The organism is Nibricoccus aquaticus, assembly GCF_002310495.1.
Lineage (GTDB): Bacteria > Verrucomicrobiota > Verrucomicrobiia > Opitutales > Opitutaceae > Nibricoccus > Nibricoccus aquaticus.
On record NZ_CP023344.1, the window covers coordinates 3112448 to 3129020 of the forward strand.

Below are 16573 nucleotides of genomic sequence, written 5' to 3' on the forward strand. Positions count from 1 at the left end.
CACACTCAACATGACCTCCCTAAAGCTCACCGCATTGCGTGCATCCGCAGTGCTTTTGTTCGCCACCACCGCGCTCACGGCCTCGGCCCAGCTGCGCAGCTTCACCGGTTATAACGCGAATTCGCTCGCTCGTAACGACGACGAGTCCACCGGCCTGGTGAACATCGGGTTCAGCGCCAACTTCTTTGGCACGACCTACTCCCAGACCTACGTGAACAATAACGGCAACATCACGTTCGACTCCCCGCTCTCGACCTTCACCCCGTTCGGCATCCCGAACTCCGGCCGTGTCATCATCGCTCCTTTCTTTGCCGACGTGGATACCCGCGGCTCTGATTCCAGCCTGGTGACCTATGGCACCGGCATCCTCGGCGGTCACGCGGCCTTCGCGGTCAACTACGTCAATGTTGGCGTCTTCAACGTGCTCCCGATCTACAACAGCTTCCAGCTGGTCCTCGTAGATCGTAGCGACACCGGCGCCGGTAACTTCGACTTCGAATTCAACTATACCGACATCAACTGGGAAACCGGTACCGCCAGCGGCGGCAACGATCAGGGCCTCGGTGGCACCCCCGTTCACATCGGTTACTCCAACGGCACGCCCGCTTCGGCTTTCGAGTTGGATGGCTCCGGCATCAGCCAGTTCTTCCTCGATAGCAACGCCTCCACCGGTCTGATCTACAACCAGCTCGGCGTCGCCTTCGACGGCACCTCGATGGATGGTCGCTACGCTTTCAGCGTCCGCAACGGCGGCGTCATCGTGAATCCTCCGGTCGAGGGTTCGGCTGTCCCAGAGCCTTCCACCTACGGCCTCATCGGTGCGCTCGCCCTCGGTGCGCTCGTCGCCTTCCGCCGCCGCGCCAAACGCGCCTGATTCATTTCACCGGCCGCTCAAACGTGCCGATGACGCAGGCACCCTTCACCGGGTGCCTGCTTTTTTTTGCCCGCACGGACCGTATCCGCGCGGGCCGTGCTATTGGTTTGTGTCCGTTCCTGCATCCACGTGTAACTCTCCGCCATGTTCATCGACGAGTGTGTCATTAAAGTTCTAGCCGGCGACGGCGGCCGCGGCTGCGTGAGCTTCCGCCGCGAAAAATACGAGCCCTGGGGCGGCCCGAACGGCGGCGACGGCGGCCGCGGCGGCGATGTCATCCTCGTCGGCAATGACGACACGAACAACCTCATCGACTTCAAGTACCAGCCTCACTGGCGCGGCGAACGAGGCGAACATGGCCAGGGCGCGGACTGTCACGGCCGCGATGGCGTCCCCGCGATTTTGAAACTCCCGCTCGGCACCGTCGTCACCGACGAAGCCACCGGCAAAGTCGTTGCCGAGATCATCAACGACGGTGAACAAATTGTCCTCTGCAAAGGCGGCAACGGCGGCTGGGGCAACACCCACTTCAAGACCTCCACCAACCGCGCGCCCAAACGTGCCAACCCTGGCCATCCGGGCGAAACCGGCTCCTTCCGCCTAGTCCTCAAAAGCATCGCCGATATTGGCCTCGTCGGCTTCCCCAATGCCGGCAAATCCTCGCTCACCACGAAGATCACGAAGGCCCGCCCGAAGACCGCCGCCTATCCCTTTACCACGCTGCATCCGCAGATCGGCGTTATCGATTTCCCCAAAAAATACGACCGGCTCCTCCTCGCCGACGTCCCCGGCCTCATCGAAGGCGCGAGCGAGAACCGCGGCCTCGGCCACCGTTTCCTGCGCCACATCGAGCGCTGCGCGTTGCTCATGTTCCTCATCGACATGGCCGGCGTGGACAACCGCGACCCGCGCGAGGACTACGCCACGCTCGTCAAAGAGCTGAAGCTCTACGACCCCGCGCTCCTCAAGAAACCCCGTGTCGTCGTCGCCAACAAAATGGACCTCGAAGGCGCGAAGGAAAACCTCACCAAGTTCAGCCGTCGCCACAAAGTCGATATCCTCAAGATCTCCTGCCTCGACGGCACCGGTCTCGAAAAACTCAAAGACGAACTCCGCCGCCGCGTGCGCAAGATCCGCCCCGTGGTGAAAAAATCCCCGAGCGCCGATCTCTGATCTGCTTCGCTCTCGATCCGCTCTGACCTGCCCCGATCTCTCCAACGCCTTTCATGTCCTCCGAACATCGCCCCCTCCTGATGCGCGCCAACCGTCTGCTCGGCGCCACGCTCGTTGAGCAGAATCTGGTCAAGATCGAGGATCTCGAAACCGCCAACGAACAGCTCCTCGAAGTCGTCGCCGGCGACCATCCGCGCCAGAGCACCGTCCTCGGCATCCTCGCGTTCAAGATGAAGGTCCTGCGCGAAGAAGATGTGCTCCAGCACCTCGTGGACGAACACGGCCTCGGTCTGGTCGATCTGCGCAATTACGACGCCTCGGAAGAATTGAAGAAGACGATGGATGTCGGCGCCTGCTGGGCCACGTGGACAGTGCCCTTTGACCGCGAAGACGATTTCCACCTCGTCGCCACCGCCTACTACCTCAGCCCCGCCGTCCGCACGTATTGGGAAAAGAAATTCAACGGCCCGATCGTCTGGTACGGCACCACCCTGGAGATGATCGGCGACTTCCTGGAGAAAATCTCCGGCCAGTCCCGCGGCTGATCCCTTGAAAAACTGACGTAACGCTAACGCACCCGCACGACCATGGCCCTCGGAAAATTTCAGCTCCAGATCATCAACAAGCTCGTCGAGATGGAGCGTCTCACGGAAGACCAGCGCGACACCATCGCCGTGATGGACGAAGAGCTCAACGGCGACCAGTTGGACAAGCTCCTCCAGGACGAGTACAAGATCTCGTCGTTCCAGATGCTCACCGCCAAGGGCCGCGCCTTTGGCCTCGCGCCGTTTAACGTCTCCCGCTTCCGCACCAACCCCTCCACCTTCGAGCGGCTTCCTCAGGAGTTTTGCCAGGAGCACCTCGTCGTTCCCGTTGGCCAGGTAGGCGACTTCCTCCTGATCGCGTTCGCGAATCCCTTCGAGGTCTCGCTGCCGGCGAAGATCCAGGAGATGACCGGCATGAAGGTCATCCGGATGCTCGGCCGCGAGAAAGACATCAAGGAGAAGTTCGTCGTCTCCGCGCAGGCCGCAGGCTTCGGCGACATCGCCGAAAAACTCGGCGCCGAGTTCGGCAGCAAAGAGATTGACCTCGATGTCACCGATGAAGGTGCCGAGGAATCCGGCCCGATCATCCAGCTTTCCACGCGGATCATCGAGGATGCGTTCTACGCGGGCACGAGCGATATTCACATCGAGCCCGGCGAGAAGGAAATGGTCGTCCGCTACCGCATCGACGGCATCTGCCACGAAAAACTCCGCCTCCCCGCCAAGGTTGGCCCCGCACTCGTCGCCCGCCTCAAGATCATGTGCAACCTCGACATCGCGGAACGCCGCCTGCCGCAGGACGGACGCATCGTCTTCAAGCAGTACACGAAAAAGACCATCGACATCGACCTGCGTGTCTCGACCGCGCCGCTCAATCACGGCGAAGGCGTGGTCATGCGTATTCTCGACAAGCAGAAATCCACGCTGCCGCTCCCGATGCTCGGCTTCTCCGAGGAAAATCTCGCGCGCTATCGTGAGGCCATCCGCCAGCCGTACGGCATGATCCTCCATTGCGGCCCGACCGGCTCCGGTAAGTCGATGACGCTCTACTCCGCGCTCGGTGAAATCAATTCGCCCGAGATCGTCATCCGCACCGCCGAAGATCCCATCGAGTACACGCTCGCCGGCATCAACCAGATGCAGATGCACCGCCAGATCGGGCTCACCTTTGCCAGCGCGCTGCGCGCCTTCCTGCGTCAAGATCCCGACATCATCCTCGTCGGTGAAATTCGCGACAAGGAAACCGCCAACATCGCCGTCGAAGCGGCGCTCACCGGTCACTTGCTCATCAGCACGCTCCACACGAACGACGCGCCCAGCACTATCGCCCGTCTGACCGACATGGGCGTCGAGCCGTTCATGATTTCCTCGTCGCTCCTGTGCGTCTGCGCCCAGCGCCTCATGCGCCGCGTGTGCAAGACCTGCAAAGTCGAGATCGAGCCCACCGGACGCGAAAAGGAGATTCTGGAAAAAGCCCTCGGCTGGAGCGGCAAGATCTACAAAGCCAGCCCGCAAGGCTGCCCGAAGTGCGGCAACTCCGGCTACAAAGGCCGTCTCGGCATTCATGAGCTGATGACCGCGAACGAAGAACTCATCGAGGGCATCAACAAGGAGATGGAGTCCGCCGAGTTGAAGAAGATCGCGATGCGCCACGGCATGAAGACCCTCCACCAGGACAGCATGTTGAAAGTGAAGGAAGGTCTCACGACCATGGAAGAAGCGATTGCCACGGTGCCGCCGGATCTTTGAAGATGATCGTTCCTATGCGCACGTTCAGCCCACTCGTTTTGGTCGCCCTCATCCTCGCCCTCGGAGCCTGCAAACCGAAGGACGTCGAAGTCTCCAGTGTTGCCCGCAGCCAGGCCGCCGCGCTCGTCGCCGAAGCCCAGACGCAAAATCTGCTGCGCGATTACGCCGGTGCCGAGAAAGCGCTCGCCCGCGCCGTCGAACTCGATCCCGAGGTGTCGATGTACTGGTCGAATCTCGGTGTGAACCGCGTGATGCTCGGCGACAAATCTGGCGCGAAAAAAGCCTACAAGCGCGAGCTTGAGCTCTGCGAAAAGGCAGCGAAGAAAGATCCCAAAAACATCGACCTCCAGCTCGGCCAGCTCCGCCCGCTCGTGCTGCTTGGCCGCGCCGACGATGCCCGCAAACTTTTGGAAAAACTCGGCCGTGAGAATCCTGATAACTTCGGGCTCAAGCAACTGATCGAGTCCAAGCCCATCGATGGCATGATCGCCAATTCGAAGATCAAAGACGCGATCTTGAAGTAAGGAGCTTTGAGCGGCTCCGATCGCGGGAGCGCCTACGTCCCCGTCGGCACGGATTGAGGATCGAACTTCTCGGGCGGAAGTGCGTTAGGGGAAGTGACGTGTTGAAGCAAAACCCGGCGCGTTGCGCAAAATTGCCGACGGGGACGTCGGCGCTACCAGGGAAAATGTCCGGCGATTACACGACTGGCGCGCTGACGGCTTTCCAGCGCGCGACGACGCGGCGGTAGTTATCTTCCGGTGACAGGCCGTGGGCGGCGCGGAGGATTTCTGGCGTGCTGCCGTGCTCGACGAATTTATCCGGCCAGCCGATGCGTTCGACGGCAGTGGCTGATCCGGCGTCTTGCAACGCCTCGAGCACCGCGCTGCCGAAGCCGCCGGTGAGCACGTGGTCTTCCATCGTCACGATGAGCGGTACCGTCGCGGCCTGGCGGAGCAGGAGCGTGCGATCAAGGGGCTTGATGAAGCGGGGATTGACCACGCCGACGGAGAGTTGGTGTTCGGTGGCGAGGCGGCTGGCGATGGCGAGCGCCTCGGGGATCATCGGACCGAGTGCCCAGATGATGAGATGCGTGCCCTCGCGGAGAACTTCGGCCTGACCGAGCGGGATCGTGGCGGGAGTTTCTTTGAGTTGAACGCCGACGCCCGCGCCGCGCGGATAGCGGATGAAGGTGGGCGCTTTGGTTTGCAGGCTCGTGTGGAGCAGATCGACGAGTTCGTCCTCATCCTTTGGCTGCATGACGATCGCGTTGGGCACGCAGCGGAGGTAAGAAATGTCGAAGAGCCCGTGGTGCGTGGCGCCGTCGTTGTGCGAGAGGCCGGCGCGATCCATGCAGAACGTGACAGGCAAGTTTTGCAGGCAGACGTCGTGGACAACCTGGTCGAAGCCGCGCTGGAGAAAGGTCGAGTAGATCGCGCAGACCGGATGGATGCCCTTGGTGGCGAGGCCAGCGGCGAAGAGGACGGCGTGCTCCTCGGCGATGCCGACATCGAAGAACTGGCGCGGGCACTCGGCGGCGAGGTGGTTGAGGCTGGTGCCGCTGGGCATGGCGCCGGTGATGCCGACGATGTTGGCGTTGGCCTTGGCGAAGCGGACGAGCGCGCGGCCGAAGACTTCCTGGTAATTGGGCGGGGTGCCGGGAGCGGATTTTTTGCTCTCGCCGGTCGCGGGGTCGTAAGGGCTGGCTCCGTGAAATTTCTCCGGATGCTCCACGGCGGCGGGCAGGCCGCGGCCTTTTTTGGTGAGCACGTGGAGGACGATCGGGCCGTCGGCGTGTTTTGCGAACTCCAGGTTTTTGGTGAGCTCGTCGAGGTTGTGGCCGTCGATGGGACCGAGGTAGCGGAGGCCGAATTTTTCGAAGAGGCTGGATTCGACGAAGAAGTCTTTGGTCTCACGTTTCCACTTCGTGTACAGGCGGTTCATGTCCTGGCCGTGGGGCAGGCCGAGGAAGAATTTTTCGAGATCGTGGTGGATCTTGTTGTACGTCGGGTTGGTGCTGATGCGGTTGAGGTACTTCGAGATGGCGCCGACGTTTTTGGCGATGGACCACTCGTTGTCGTTGAGGATGACGATGAGGCGCTTGGTGGAGGCGACGACGTTGTTGAGCGCTTCGAGGGTGACGCCGCAGGTGAAGGCGGCGTCGCCGCAGAGGGCGACGACGTGCTCGCTGGTGCCGCGCAGATCGCGGGCGGTGGCCATGCCGAGGGCGGCACTGAGTGCGGTGCCCGCGTGACCGGCGCCGAAGGCATCGTGCGGGCTTTCGGCGCGTGTGAGGAAACCGGATGCGCCGCCGGTCTGGCGGAGTTTTTTGAAGAACTCGCCGCCGCGGCCGGTGAGGAGTTTGTGGACGTAGCCTTGGTGGGCGACGTCGAAGACGAACTGGTCGTCGGGCGTGGAGAAAACACGGTGAAGCGCGATGGAGAGCTCGACGACGCCAAGATTGGGGCCGACGTGGCCGCCGTTTTTGGCCGTGACGGCGATGATCTCGTCGCGGATTTCCTGCGCGAGCTGCGGGAGCTGGGCGGGGGCGAGGCCTTTGACGTCGGCGGGGCTGCGGATCGAATCGAGCAGGCGTGGTAATGGAGCGGCGGAGACGGCAGAGGCGTCGGCGGGAGGATTCATCGAGTCGGGAGGCGGAGACGTAAAAGGGCGCGGGCGAAGGTGGTGCGGGAGGACGGCGGCGGGCAGGCGCTCAGGCGTCGCCGGGCGATGAGAACGCGGTGAGCGTGTGGGTACCGGACTGTTTTTTGAGGAGCTCGATCTTCAGCTCGGCGTCCTTGAGACGGGTTTCGCAGATTTTGAGGAGCTTGGTGCCGTCCTCGAAGCGAGCCATCAACTCGGCCAGTGGCACGTCGCCGGATTCCATCGCTTCGACGATGGATTCGAGCTGGGTGAGTGCTTCCTCGAAGGAAGGTTGCGGATGCTTTTTGTCGGCCACAGCGGGTCAATGTGAGCCGTGAAAAGGGGTTTTCAACACCTAGTTTGAGAGGCTCTTTGCGTGAGTGATTTCTCCTCCGGGACCGCCACGGGCTTCACGTTCTTGCGAGGCATCGGATGGCTCGCGCCCATTTGCGTTTTGAGCGGAGGTGGGTTTTCTGGGCGTGTTTGCGTGGTCCATATAGGACATTCACCCCAACCCCAGGAGGCTCTCGCATGTCATTTACAGTCTGTTGACCGTGTTCGCTATTGCGGGTGCCTGCCTGTGACCGATCAATAACTCCACTGCTCGCAGCTGAGCTTTGTTTATTATCCATCCTATCCAAACTCGTTCGATATATCCTATGAAACTTAACCGCTCCAAGAAGGGTTTTACCCTCGTTGAAATCATGATCGTTGTCGTCATCATCGGCCTCTTGGCCGCCATGGCGATTCCTGCCTTCCAGAAGGTCCGTCGGAACTCCATCGGTAAAGCGATGATCAATGACGCCCGTCAGCTCGGTTCCGCTCTCTCCCAGATCGCCACCGACTTCGGTGCAGCTCCTGGCGAAACCTTCCCGTTGGATTATGTAGCCGCTAGCGGCCTCATCGATAACAACGCTCCCGTTGTGCTGCTCAATACCCGCACGATTCCGGCTAATGAGCTGGGCAAGTACGTCAAAGTCCTCAGCAAGAACTACACGCTCTCCGCAGTTGCCACCTTTGGCGCTGGCGAGACGACGGTTACCCGCGCTGACGACACCGCTTTCACCATCCAGCACGCACAGGTTCGTCCTGACGAGCTCCAAGGCGGCGTCACGAGCCCAGTCGCTGGCAACAATCTGGCGACTTTCACGGCCGTTGCGTTCGATATCGAAGGCAAGCTGCTCTGAGCTAGTTTAGCTTAATAGCTCTCGTTTACTCTCAGCCGTGGGCGCTTGTCGCTCACGGCTTTTTTGCGAGCTCTACCGAAGCAGACTATCGGGACCAGGTGTTGTACTTGGCGATGGCGTAGAGGGCGCGGAAGCCGTCGCGCCAGCCGATCTTTTTGCCTTCGGCGTAGGTGCGTCCTGAGTACGAGACGCCTACTTCGAAGATGCGCACGCCGAGGCGGGCGACTTTGGCGGTGATCTCGGGTTCGAAGCCGAAGCGGTTTTCGACGAGGTTGAGGGACTGGATGATCTCCCGCTTAAACATTTTATAGCAGCACTCCATGTCGGTCATGTTGAGGTTAGTCGCCATGTTGGAGAGCAGGGTGAGGAAGCGGTTGCCCACGCTGTGCCAGAAATAGAGGACGCGATGCGGCTGGCCGGCGAGGAAGCGGGAGCCGAAGACGACGTCGGCTTTGCCGGAGAGGAGCGGGACGAGCAGTTCGGGGAGTTCCTTCGGGTCGTACTCGAGGTCGGCGTCTTGGACGATGACGTAGTCGCCGGTGGCGTGCTTGAAACCGCTGCGGAGGGCGGCGCCTTTGCCTTGGTTGGTTTCGTGGTAGATGATCTGGGCGACGAGGGGGGCGATCTCGGTTTTGAGGATGTCGCGGGTGCCATCGGTCGAGCAGTCGTCGATGATGATGATCTCGATGGAGCCGACGCCGCAGTCGCGGACGGCATCGACGATGCGGCGGATGGTGGCGCGTTCGTTGTAGCAGGGGATGACAACGGAGAGGGTCGGCATGGCGGGGATAACCTGTGGGGCTCGGGGAAAGGCTAGCGAGTCGAAAGGTGCGCGTACGGACCGCGGGCGTGAATGGACTTTCTTTTTGGGGGAGTGCGATCAAGCGTAGCGACTTTCGTCATTCAGCCACCCACACCACGCCTCATGGAGCCGCTCGTCGCCATCGTCATCCCAGCCTACAAGGTGCGCGACACCGTGCTGGCGGTGATCGAGTCTGTCCCGGCGAGCGTGGCGCGGATCTACGTGGTGGATGACGCTTGTCCGCAGGAGTCGGGCAAGTGGGTGGAAGCGCAGTGTCGCGATGCGCGAGTCGTGGTGCTGACGATGGAGAAAAACGGAGGCGTCGGCGCGGCGACGTTGCGGGGGTTTAACCAGGCCTTCGCCGATGGCGCGGAGATCGCGGTGAAGCTCGATGGCGACGGGCAGATGCGCGTCGAGTACCTGCCTGACTTGCTGGCGCCGATCCTCGCGGGGCGGGTGGACTTCGCGAAGGGGAATAGGTTTTTCGATTTGAAGCGGTTGCGGCAGATGCCGGTCGCGCGGCTGGTGGGTAACATCGGGCTTTCGTTGCTCGTGAAATTCACCAGCGGACACTGGCACATCGCCGATCCCACCAATGGATTCATCGCGATCCACCGGGCGGCTTACGTGCAGCTGTCGGAGGAGTTGATTGCGAAGCGGTTCTTTTTTGAGACGAGCCTTCTGGTGAACTTAAATATCGTGCGAGCCACGGTGCTGGATGTGCCGGTGCCAGCGCGCTACGGAGATGAGGTGTCGAACCTGAGTGTGATGCGCAGCCTGCTGGGATTTCCGCCGAGGTTATTGAGGCACTTTTTCCGGCGACTTTTGTTTCGCTACTGCCTGCTCGATATCAACGCGGCCAGCGTGTTTTTCGCGCTCGGCACGCTGTTGTTTTTTGGCGGCGCGAGTTTCGCGATCTACCGCTGGCATCTGGGTGCGGTGAGCGGAGTGCCGCAGACATCGGGTACGGTGGCGCTCGCGCTCACGCCCACCATCCTTGGCGCGCAGATGATTTTGCAGGCCATCCTGATCGACATCATCACGCCGCCGGCGCATCCGCTGCAAAGCTTGTACCGGCCTCACAAGAAGTGAGGCTGTCATCGCCATGCGTTACTATGCACTTCTGACCGCGTACATCGTCACGACCACATCGGCTATCGTGCTATTCAAGCAAGGTGCGGGGCGGTCGTCGTGGAGTTTTTCCAACGGGCTTTTCTCCGGCGGGATCGATGGGCGGGTGCTGGCGGGAATTTTTTTATACGGGATTTCTTTCGCGCTTTGGTTGCTGCTGCTGACGGGGAGGCCGGTGGTTTATATCGTGCCGCTGACCACGGCGCTGGTTCACGTGGCCATCGTGGGGGCGAGTGTTGCGTTCCTACATGAGCGAGTGACGGCGCTTCAACTGGTGGGCATCGGTCTGGTGGTGGCGGGTGCCGCGTTGATTTCGATCAAGCCGGCATGAAGGCCGAGAATCCGGTATCACCGCTGGCGGTGTTGATCTGCGGGTACAATCAACGGGTGTATCTGCCGGATTGTCTGGAGGCGTTGCGGGCGCAGCGGCAGCGGGATTTTTCGATCTACTATCTGGATAACGATTCGAGCGATGGGTCGGCGGAGTATGTGGAGACGAATCACCCCGAGTGCGTTGTGGTGCGGCTCGGAGCCAATCTTGGTTTTGCGGCCGCTAACAATGAAGGGATGCGGCGGGCGTTCGCGGCGGGGGCTGAGTTTTGTGTGTTGCTGAACACCGACACCGTAGCGACGCCGGGCTTTCTGGAAGAACTGATCGGCTCCTACCGGGCGCTCGGGGTGCAAGGCACGCGCGTGGGGCTGGTGCAGGCGACGGTGCTGCTTCACGAGGAGCGCGATCGTATCAATACCACGGGGAACGCGCTGCACTATCTCGGCTATGGTTTTTGCCGGAATCACCACGAGCTGCACGATTCGCAGCTGGCGGACCGGAGGATTTTGTCGGCGAGCGGCGCGGCGGTGTTGGTGGCGCGGACGTATTTTGAAACGGTGGACGGGTTTGAGGACGCATTTTTCATCTACAACGAGGATCAGGATCTCTCGTGGCGCGGCTGGCTGCTGGGGTACACGCATTACGTGTCGGCGAAGAGCATCGTTTATCACAAGTACGATTATCGGGAGCATCCGTTCAAAATGTATCACTCGGAAAAAAACCGGGCGATGATGCTGGTGCAGAATTACTCCACGCGAACGCTGTGCGTGCTGCTGCCGATGCTGATTCTCAACGAGGTCATGATCTCGGGGCACGCTCTGCTCAATGGCTGGTTGGGCGCGAAGCTACGGAGCTATGGCTATGTTTTGAAATCGTGGCGGCCGATTCTGGCGCGACGACGGGTGATCGCCGCCACGCGGACGATCAGCGATGCCGCGATTTTTCCGATGATGGATTCGGCGCTGGATTTTCATGCGTATCGCGGGGTGTTGGTGCGGCGGGTGGTCAGCCCGCTCATGCGAGCGTATCACCGGTTCGCCTCGTTATGGGTGTGATCGATCAAGGCATCCGATGCGGGCGCGGCGAATTTTCTTCTGGAGCCCGTCTCCGCGTGTTGCGGCAATGCTCTTCTTCGAGTGAGTAACCGCACCTCTTCAACTGACGACGGACAACCTGGGCCTGCGATGCGTTCGCCGGCATCGGCCTTGGCGATGGTTATGGCGATCGCCTTGGTCGTGCTGGCGGTAGGGTGGCGATGGATCGATGTCACGGGCGGCGATGCGGGGCCGATCGATGAGTGGGCGGGGCAGTTGGAAACTGTTTACCGGCCGCTGGCGCAGGATGCGTTGGAGCTGAGTGTGGGCCGCGATGCGGTGGCGACTGGATGGAAGGCGTTTTGGTGCGGGCTGAACGGGCACTGGGATGCGCGCGTGCTGGCGAGCGCGAGTGCGGTGGTGTTCGCGGTGGGATTTGGGTGGTTGCTCAGCGGCTTGCTCGGATCGGTGAGGCGGTTGTGGCATTTCGCGGCGTTGATCGCGGTGGCGTTCGCGGCGTTGCTCCATCCGACTGCGGGAGAATTTTTCGTGTCGGAGGCGGCGGGGAAGTGGGCTTGGGTGCTTTTGTTTTCGGTGATGCAGCTGCGCTGCCATTTTTCTACGCAGGCGACACCGGTGCAGATTTGGCTGGGGGCGGTCGCGGGAGGGTTGAACGTGTTGGGCTCGGTGGAAGGAGGCGGTGTCGCGGTGGCGTTGATGATCGTGAGTGGGGCGAGGTTGTGGGGTGCGCAGGCGCGGAGTCGCAGCGATGTGTGGGTGTTCAGCGTGAATGCGGGGTTGAGCCTCGTGAGCGTGGTGTTCGCGGTGCGCTCGGGGTATTTGTTTTCGATGGCTGGCTGGAGCGAAGGCCTTGCTCGTGTGTACGGCGGTACGTCGGGGGCTGCGTGGGTGTGGCTGATCCTGAGCGTGCCGGCGATCGGGTGGATGTTTTGGGAAATGCGGCGTGGCGATGGCGATGAAGAGACGAGTTGGCTGAGCTCTCTGGCAGTGTGGTCGCTCGTATTGCCTTTGTGGATCGCGCTCGGGGGAAGCCGGGGTGGCGTGGCCGACTGGGGCGCGATGAGTGCGGTGGCGTTAATCAATGCGGCGTGTCTGCTTGGCCAGGTAGCGAGGGCGTCGAGTGCGAGCCGTTTGCGCGCGGCGTGGGTGACGGTGTGGGCGCTGGCGGCGGTGCATGTGTTTATCCAGATCGAGCCGGATCTGGAGAGGGAACGCGTGGAGCGGGAGCGGACGGCTGCGTGGGTGAAGGCCTGGCATGGCAACGACGCACCGGGGCTGGCGCGGGCGCTGCGGATTTCCGATGCGGAGGCTGGCGAGATGCTGGGGATGAAAATGGATGCGCGTGTGGCCAACATGCTTCCGCCGACATTTCGCGGGAGTTTGCCGGTGGTGGCGAGCGATGCGGGCGCGGGGGATTTTTTTCGCGCGGGCGGAGTGCCGGTGTTGCGTGGCGAGGCGGCGGGATTGGCGGCGTGGGGAACTTGGGGCGGTGAGCCGAGGAGTGGGGCGGCGCAGTTTTTGAGCAGTGCGGTGCAGGTTTCGGAGCCGGTGATCCGCGTGTGGATCGCGGGTGAATGGCGGGCGGGAGCGTTTTCCATTTTTCTGAAAACGAAGGATGGTCGGGAGGTTTTGCCGTTGAACACACCGGCGCCGGAGGCGGATCGCTGGGTGCGTGTGAATTTTGAGAATCCGGGTGAGCCGTTTCAGCTGATGGCGCGTCTGGATGCGACAGATGGGTGGGCGGCGGTCTCGGGGCCGGTGTCGGTCGGACTGCTTTCGTGGGTGATGCCGAAAGTGACGGGGTTGTGGGGATGGCTGTTGGGCAGTGGGGCGATCCTCGGCGTGGTGAGCGGGTGGTTTTGGGCGCGGAGATCATCAGGATTGAATGCGGAGCAGCCGGGTGTTTTGAGCGGGAAGGATGCGCGGTTTTTGCCGTGGCTGGCGCTGGCGGCGTACGCGGTGATTGTTGCGCAAGGGGTCGATAGTGCCGCGGGGGGCAGCGATTCCTCGGGTTATCTCAACAACGCGCGAATGATGCTGGAGGGGAAACTGAGCATCCCGCCGAGGGCGGTGGCGGGGGTGTCGGTGGAGGAGTTCGGTTTGGATATCGTGTCGCCGATGCCGTTCAAGGAGGCGGCGGTGGCGGGGGAGATCGCGCCGATCACGGCGCCGGGGCTGGCGTTGATGTGCGCGGCGGTCGGGTGCGTGCTGCCGCTGCACACGGCGGTGTCGGTCGTGATTTTCGCGAATCTGCTGCTGGGCATTTTATTCACGCGACTGCTGGCGGAGGAGTTTGGGCTGTCGTGGAAATGGGCGTGGGTGGCGGGCTTCGGGATCGGGTTGTCGCCGCTTTATCTGTTCATCGGGTTGCAGCCGCTGAGTGACGGGCCGTCGCTGACCTGGGTGACTGCGGCGATTTATTTCGCGTGGGTGAGCCGGCGGAAAGCGGGCTACGCCTGGCTCGCGGGTGGGGCCACGGCGATCGCGGTGTTGCTGCGGCCACCGAACTTTTTGTGCGTGGTGCCGATCCTCCTCTGTCTGGCGGGTTCGTGGCACCGGTGTGTGTCGTGGGCGGTGGGCGGGATTCCGGGAGCGGCGTTTCAGTTTTGGTACTCGTGGCGTGTGTGGGGGAGTCCGTTTACGAGCGGTTACGATAAGGTGGGCGATGTGGTGAAGCTGGAGTATCTGCCGGCGAACGCCGCGCACTATGCTTTCTGGCTGCCGTGGTTGCTGACGCCGGTGGTGCTCTTCGTTTTCGCGCTTCCGTTCATCCGCCGGCCGGGTGGGCTGGCGCGGATGGTATTGGGAACGTGGATCGGTGTGTTTCTGGGTTTCTACGGGGTGTTCGCCTTTACGCGCGAGGCGTGGTGGTTTTTGCGTTTCATCCTGCCGGCATTTCCGGCTCTGATGATCGCGGCGTTGCTGGGTGCGCGCGAGATGAGCGAGCGGTTCAACGCATCGCGTTTTCTGGGAGGACCGCGTCGCAGCCGGGAGCTTCTGGCGATCGGGATGCTGGGGCTTTTGCTGCTGGCGGTGCATGAGCGCCGGGTTTTTTTCTGGCTCGGGAGGGACCGTAATTTGATCCAGGCGGCGAAGTGGCTAAAAGAGAACGCGGCGCCGGGGTCGCCGGTGTTGTCGGTGCAGGGCGCGGGCACGGTCTTCTATTACACGGACCTGCCGGTGATCCTGTATTTCCACGATGTGGTGCGCGAATCGCCGGACTTCGCCCGGGCGTTGAAGGATGGGGGCAAGGATGTGTACGCGTTCATGTTTCATTTCGAGCGGCCGGATGCGCGGCCGGATTTTCTGGGGGAGTGGGAGCAGATGGCTTCGTTCCAGGAGGATGGCGTGAAGATTTGGAAACTGCGGCGGCCGGAGGCGGGGAAACCATGAGCCCAGGCGAGGCGGGCGGTGACGGCGGCGTGGCAACTCTCGCCTTGAATCCACGGCGGTTGGGTTGTGCCCTGATCTTATTGTGACCGCGATCAGCCGTATCCTGAAATTGGTGTTTCGCCCGAGGACGGCTTATGTCGCGACGGTGGCGGTGTTCTTCTGGCTGGTGGCGGCGTTTTATCTGCCGGGGAAGGGCTTCACGGTGTTTGTTTCGTTCGGGGAAAACACGGCGGAGCGTTATCTGCCGGAGCTGAAGGGCATGGATGTTTACATCGAGCCGGAGTCGGGCGGGTACGATGCGCAGCATTATGCGCAGATCGCGATGCGGCCGCAGATCCGGGATCCGGAGCTGGCGGCGGCAGTGGACAATATCTCGTACCGGGCGCGGCGTATTCTGTTTTCGTGGACGGCGTGGGTGCTGGGCGGGGGCGATCCGGAGCGGGTGCTGCATGTGTTCGCGATGCAGAACATCGTGTACTGGCTGGCGCTGGCGGCGTTGCTGCTGCGATGGTTTCCGGCAGACAGCTGGGGGAATTATCTGCGCTGGGTGGCGGTGCTGTTTTCTTACGGGGTGTGGTTCAGCGTGCGCGGGGCGCTGGTGGATGGGCCGAGTTTGTTGCTGATCGCGGCGGGGGTGGCGCTGGCGGAGCAGGGGCGCACGTGCTGGTCAGCAGTGGTGCTGGGCGTGTCGGGGCTGGCGAAGGAGACGAACATCCTGGCGGGAGGGGTGTTGTTGGATTTCAAGGACCGGACGCCGGCGGGTTGGGGGAAGCTGGCGGTGCGGAGTGCGCTTGTGCTGCTGCCGCTGGCGGTGTGGGTGAGTTATCTGTGGAGTATTTTTGGCGGAGCGGGAGGAGCGGGTGAGCGAAATTTTGCGGTGCCGCTGGCGGGGTTTCTGGAGAAGTGGGGACAGACGCTCGCGCAGTGGGACAGCGCGAGACCGAGTCCGCTCAATTACCCGAGCTTGCTTTGGATGATCACGGTGACGGTGCAGTTTTTATTCATCGTGCTAAGGCCGAGGTGGGACGAGCTGTGGTGGCGGGTGGGGGCGGCGTTTGCGGTGTTGATGGTTTTTCTCGGCGCGGCGGTGTGGGAGGGAGAGCCGGGGGCGGCGGGGCGGGTGCTGCTGCCCATGGGGCTGGCGTTTAATGTCCTGCTGCCGCGCGGCCGGGCGTGGCTGGCGGTGTTGTTGCTGGGCAATCTGACGATCTTCGGGATCGGGCGGAATTTGAACCTGCCGGGGTATCAGAGTTTTGAAGTCAGTGGATCGCCGGAGCTGCGACTGGACACTGCGAGCAGGCAGCGGGTGGAAGTGATGTTCACCTCGGGCTGGTATCCGCCGGAGCGCTCGCGGGCCGAGTACTGGCGTTGGAGCAACGGGCCGACAGCGGTCGCGATTGTGAATCCGCACGCGAGCACGCTGGTCGCCGATGTCCAGTTCGGGCTGAGAAGCCGGGCTGTGCGTCAGGTGACGATCCGCTCTTCGGCGGAAAATACGGTGATCTGGTCGGGCGCAGTTACGGATGAGGTGGTGCCGGTGGATCTGCGCGGGGTGCGTTTCGGGCCGGGGGAAACGGTCTGGCGCTTCGAGACGGATGTGCCTGCGGAGGTGCCGGGGCCGAACGATTCGCGGGCGGTCGCGTTCAGCTTACGCAATCTGGTGATCCATCTGGAGCGGGCGGGAGAGTAG

14 protein-coding genes are annotated in these 16573 nt (G+C 62.2%); 11 read left to right on the forward strand and 3 right to left on the reverse strand.

The genetic code is table 11. The features are described 5' to 3' along the window. Positions 1-10: 10 nt before the first annotated feature. From CMV30_RS12435 to CMV30_RS12455, 5 genes are all read left to right on the forward strand, one after another. Positions 11-874 (forward strand): nidogen-like domain-containing protein, encoded by an 864-nt coding sequence (locus CMV30_RS12435; RefSeq protein WP_096056331.1) that lies wholly within the window; start codon positions 11-13, stop codon positions 872-874. 144 nt (positions 875-1018) lie between these two features. Further along, a complete protein-coding gene (gene obgE / locus CMV30_RS12440; RefSeq protein ID WP_096056332.1) occupies positions 1019-2047 on the forward strand; it encodes a GTPase ObgE in 1029 nt (342 codons plus the stop codon). Between the two features lie 53 nt (positions 2048-2100). Continuing rightward, positions 2101-2592: a GspE/PulE family protein gene (locus CMV30_RS12445; RefSeq protein ID WP_096056333.1), complete on the forward strand. Its 492-nt coding sequence runs from the start codon at positions 2101-2103 to the stop codon at positions 2590-2592. 42 nt (positions 2593-2634) lie between these two features. Further along, entirely contained in the window at positions 2635-4341 is a 1707-nt protein-coding gene (locus CMV30_RS12450; protein ID WP_096056334.1) for a GspE/PulE family protein, read from the forward strand. Positions 4342-4355: 14 nt separating this feature from the next. Then, complete coding sequence (locus CMV30_RS12455) at positions 4356-4865, forward strand: tetratricopeptide repeat protein (RefSeq protein WP_217494386.1); 510 nt, start codon at positions 4356-4358, stop codon at positions 4863-4865. Between the two features lie 175 nt (positions 4866-5040). On the opposite strand, the gene dxs is transcribed toward CMV30_RS12455, so the two are convergent. Together dxs and xseB are read right to left on the reverse strand one after the other, a co-directional pair. Next, positions 5041-6984 (reverse strand): 1-deoxy-D-xylulose-5-phosphate synthase, encoded by a 1944-nt coding sequence (gene dxs / locus CMV30_RS12460; RefSeq protein ID WP_096056336.1) that lies wholly within the window; start codon positions 6982-6984, stop codon positions 5041-5043. 70 nt (positions 6985-7054) lie between these two features. Beyond that, a complete protein-coding gene (gene xseB, locus CMV30_RS12465) occupies positions 7055-7300 on the reverse strand; it encodes an exodeoxyribonuclease VII small subunit (protein ID WP_096056337.1) in 246 nt (81 codons plus the stop codon). 343 nt (positions 7301-7643) lie between these two features. On the opposite strand from xseB, the gene CMV30_RS20785 reads away from it, so the two are divergent. Then, positions 7644-8171: a type II secretion system protein gene (locus CMV30_RS20785; RefSeq protein WP_096056338.1), complete on the forward strand. Its 528-nt coding sequence runs from the start codon at positions 7644-7646 to the stop codon at positions 8169-8171. A gap of 85 nt (positions 8172-8256) precedes the next feature. On the opposite strand, the gene CMV30_RS12475 is transcribed toward CMV30_RS20785, so the two are convergent. After that, complete coding sequence (locus tag CMV30_RS12475) at positions 8257-8952, reverse strand: glycosyltransferase family 2 protein (RefSeq protein WP_096056339.1); 696 nt, start codon at positions 8950-8952, stop codon at positions 8257-8259. A gap of 144 nt (positions 8953-9096) precedes the next feature. On the opposite strand from CMV30_RS12475, the gene CMV30_RS12480 reads away from it, so the two are divergent. The 5 genes from CMV30_RS12480 (at position 9097) to CMV30_RS12505 (ending at position 16573) form a co-directional block, all read left to right on the forward strand. Next, positions 9097-10065 carry a glycosyltransferase family 2 protein gene (locus CMV30_RS12480; RefSeq protein WP_175414859.1) on the forward strand — a complete coding sequence of 323 codons (969 nt, stop codon included), beginning with the start codon at positions 9097-9099 and terminating at the stop codon, positions 10063-10065. A gap of 13 nt (positions 10066-10078) precedes the next feature. After that, positions 10079-10435, forward strand: a complete 357-nt coding sequence (locus CMV30_RS12485) for a DMT family transporter (RefSeq protein ID WP_096056341.1) — start codon at positions 10079-10081, stop codon at positions 10433-10435. Further along, positions 10432-11490 carry a glycosyltransferase family 2 protein gene (locus CMV30_RS12490; protein WP_096056342.1) on the forward strand — a complete coding sequence of 353 codons (1059 nt, stop codon included), beginning with the start codon at positions 10432-10434 and terminating at the stop codon, positions 11488-11490. The genes CMV30_RS12485 and CMV30_RS12490 overlap by 4 nt, the downstream gene beginning before the upstream one ends. A 162-nt stretch (positions 11491-11652) precedes the next feature. Continuing rightward, on the forward strand, positions 11653-14883 hold the full coding sequence (locus CMV30_RS19505) for a hypothetical protein (protein ID WP_138223279.1): 3231 nt from the start codon (positions 11653-11655) through the stop codon (positions 14881-14883). Positions 14884-14965: 82 nt separating this feature from the next. Next, positions 14966-16573, forward strand: coding sequence for an AZOBR_p60025 family cell surface glycopolymer formation protein (locus tag CMV30_RS12505; protein WP_138223280.1), 1608 nt, complete (start codon positions 14966-14968; stop codon positions 16571-16573).